At 69.2% G+C, this 3,408-nt stretch carries 4 protein-coding genes; all 4 read right to left on the reverse strand.

The genetic code is table 11. The features are described 5' to 3' along the window. A partial coding sequence (locus VFZ09_RS31040; RefSeq protein WP_329731327.1) for an ISL3 family transposase occupies positions 1 to 885 on the reverse strand: 885 nt, incomplete at its 3' end. A gap of 230 nt (positions 886 to 1,115) precedes the next feature. Then, complete coding sequence (locus VFZ09_RS31045; protein WP_329731328.1) at positions 1,116 to 2,477, reverse strand: bifunctional ornithine acetyltransferase/N-acetylglutamate synthase; 1,362 nt, start codon at positions 2,475 to 2,477, stop codon at positions 1,116 to 1,118. An 81-nt stretch (positions 2,478 to 2,558) separates the two neighbouring features. Beyond that, positions 2,559 to 2,873 (reverse strand): ATP-binding protein, encoded by a 315-nt coding sequence (locus tag VFZ09_RS31050; protein WP_329731330.1) that lies wholly within the window; start codon positions 2,871 to 2,873, stop codon positions 2,559 to 2,561. 27 nt (positions 2,874 to 2,900) lie between these two features. After that, positions 2,901 to 3,056 carry a hypothetical protein gene (locus VFZ09_RS31055; protein WP_329731329.1) on the reverse strand — a complete coding sequence of 52 codons (156 nt, stop codon included), beginning with the start codon at positions 3,054 to 3,056 and terminating at the stop codon, positions 2,901 to 2,903. Positions 3,057 to 3,408: the final 352 nt, after the last annotated feature.

Genomic DNA, 3,408 nt, shown 5'->3' on the forward strand with positions numbered 1-3,408 from the left:
CACCGTCAGGTTCCACGGATTCTTCAGCAGCGCCCAGCGGCTGTGTTTGAGCGCCTTGCCCTCCGGGCTCCCCGCCTGCTCGCGCACCTCTTGCCGGCGCACCGTGTCCAGCGCTTCGTTCGCCAGCTTCTGCACGTGGAATCGGTCGAACACCTTGCGCACGTGTGGGGCCCGGTTGCCCACCGCCTTGCTGAAGGCCGCCGACAGGTCGAGGGTGGCGTGCGTCAGCTCCTTCGTCCTCTCCTCTCCCAACTCGTCGAAGAAGCCGTTGAGCGTCTCTTCGTTCTTCCCCTCCGCCACCCAGACGACTCGCGAGCGCAGGTGGTCCACCACCAGACTCACGTACTGGTGCCCGGCTCTCCAGCCCAGCTCGTCCACCCCAATGACTTGCAGCCCCTCCAGCCGCCCTGGCGACAGGCGCTCCTCCACCACCCGCTCGATGATGGTGCCCACCGTGCGCCAGTTGATGCCTGGCAACCGGCAGATGGACGACTTGTCCAGCCGTTGCGCCTGCCAGGCCACCCACTCCTCGAAGGCGTGCGTGAAGCTCGAGCCGTGCGCCGCCCACGGCACCCGCTCCACCCTCACTCCATGCTCCCGGCAGCGCACCCGGCGCGGGGCGTACCGCAGCCAGAAGATGGTTTCTCCCAGCGCCAGGTGCCGCCACAGGCGCCCGGGTTTCGTGTCGTAGCCTGGAGCGGGCCGGCCGCACACTCCACAGCGCGGCTTGCGCTGGCGCGGGCGCACCTGCACCACCACTCCTCCGGGCTCCATCCGCACCCCGCGCACGCTCATCCCCTGGATGCGCAGCACGCGCCCCATCACCTCCCCCACACTCGGCCCCGCCACGCCCCGCCTCCCCGCCAGCACTCGCAGGGGCGGCACGCATTGCAACTCCGCGACCAGGGCTGTTGCCAGAGTGACAGCCGCCTCTTCCGACCGCTCCTCTCCCGTCCCTCACCGGAGACCCTCCGTCCACCGTCGAGCGCCCACCTCAGCTACAGAAGATCCACAATTCGCAATAGGGCCTAACCTCCTAGAATCACAGGCCCTTTCAACAAAACTCATCGTATCCCTCGCCCAGAGGGAGAGGGGACGTCGCGAGGGGATGTCACTCAGCTGCGGTAGTCCGCGTTCTCGCTGATGTACTCGTGGCTCCGGTCCGCGCCGAGCACCGTGCAGGCACCCGGGCCGCCACCGAGGTCCACGTCGATCTCCACCGAGCGCTCGTGCGGAGGGAACGTCACCTGCGGGCGGAAGGTGAGCCCGTCCGCGGGAGGCACGCTCGTATAGAGCTCTGCGCCCTTCATGTGTGCCACCAGGGCCTTCTCCGCCTCGTTGTCGAGCCGGAAGGCGCCGTGCTCCATGATGACGCGGCCGCCCATGCGCAGGGTGCAGCGCGACAGGTCCACCTCGGGGTGGTGCGCGCCCACGTACTTGCCGATGGCCGCCACCAGCCGGCCCACGTTCGGGTCATTCCCGTTCACCGCGCACTGGAACAGCGGCGAGTTCACCACCGACTTGCCGATGCCCCGGGCCACGTCCTCGCTCGGCGCGCCGTGCACGCGCACGCGCATGACGTGGTGCACGCCCTCGCCGTTGCGCACGATGTCCTCGGCCAGGTCGGCGCACACCTGCTCGAGCGCGGCCTCGAACTCCTTCAGGCTGGGGCAGGGCACCTTGCGCGAGGACAGCAGCGCCACCGTGTCCGACGTGCTCGTGTCGCTGTCCACGCTGATGCAGCCGAACGTCCGCGCGGACACCGAGCGCAGCGCCGCGCGCAGGGCGTCTCGCGGCACGTCCACGTCCGTCATCAGGAAGACGAGCATGGTGGCCAGGTTGGGCTCGATCATCCCCGCGCCCTTGGCGATGCCCACGATGCTCCCGCTGCCCACGGAGGCGCGGCGGACCTTGGCGTACAGGTCCGTCGTCATGATGCCCTCGGCGGCGGGCAGCACCGAGCCGCCCGCGAGCGACGAGACGGCCTGGGGCACCGCCTCCACCATGGCGTCCACCGGCAGCCGCCAGCCGATGACGCCCGTCGAGCAGGGCAGCACCTGCGAGGCGCTCAGCCCCAGCTTGCCGGCCACCGCCGCGCACAGCCGCTCGGAGGCCTCGACACCGCCGGGCGCGCACACGTTGCTCACCTTGTTGTTCACCACCACCGCGCCCAGCGTGGGCTCCTCCAGCCGCTTGCGGCCGAGCACCACCGGCGCTCCCGGGAAGGCGTTCTTCGTGAACACCGCCGCGAAGGCCGGCGTCGGCTCGTCGAGCACCACCAGCGTGAGGTTCATCTTCGCCGGCCTGGCCACCTCGGCGGGCATGAACTCGAAGCGCGTGCGGCCGACGCGGAAGCCGCGGGGCAGGGCGGACTGCTGCTCCAGCCAGCTCCGGTGGGCGTCGGCGGACGGGAAGGTCAGGTGCGTGCTGGGAATGGCGGTACCTCGCTGCGAGGAGAAAGGCGCTTGGTGCCGCAATCCGGGGCGCGAATCAATGGGAGAGATGCCCGTCCGCCCCCTCCCCGGCCAGGAACTTGGACGTCTCGCCCCCTTGCTGGTTCAGTGGGTCAAACGAGGGTCCATCGAGCGCTCGTGGGCGTCGTCCGGAGGGTCCCCGGCCGATTCCCTCGGCGTCCACGGCAGCTCCAGGGTGAACGCCGCGCCCTGGCCGGGCCCATCGCTCTGGGCATACAGGCTGCCTCCCATGGACCGGGCGAGCAGCGCGCAGCTGTGCAGCCCGAAGCCGTGGCCGTCCGTCCTGGCGGTGAATCCATACTGGAAGATGCGCAGCATGTTCTCCGCGGGGATGCCGATGCCGTTGTCACTCACCCTCACCTGGAGGCTCTGCCCCAGGTCCCGGATTCGCACCTCCAGGCGCCGCTGGGGCGGGGGGGGCGGCCATCAACGCATGCCGACGACCAGCAGCCGGACGGTCTCTCCGCGCAGCACCGAATCACCGGTGCCAGCAGGGGCGCTCGAGGCCTTGGGTGTGGAGCGGGTGGAAAGAACAATCCCGGTGAGCACCACAATGGCCACGACGGCCGTGGACAGGAACATGAGGAGCCGGCGAGGGGCACCTCGAGTGCCACGGGGCCTCGCGGCTTCCGTGTGGGCTGCCCGGGTGCGACTCCATGTGAGGAGTTGCGTTTCGCGGGACCGCATTCTCGCAATTGCTCTCAATCTCACGAACACCATCACACGAGCGTCACAGGAATCGTCAAGGACGGTTTTCCATGCGCCCGTCTACCCAACCCCGCCGGAAAAGAATGGGTCTTCGGTACGTCGAGTGGGCAGGGCCGAGGACCAGAGGCCGTGCGTATGGGGAGGATTTGGGGTTCACGGGTGTGCGGAGCCGAGCGATGGTCATGGGACGCAAGTCCCCGCGAGAGCTCGAGGCATGAATGAGACA

Source organism: Archangium sp. (genome assembly GCF_036277355.1).
In the GTDB taxonomy this organism is placed as follows: domain Bacteria; phylum Myxococcota; class Myxococcia; order Myxococcales; family Myxococcaceae; genus Archangium.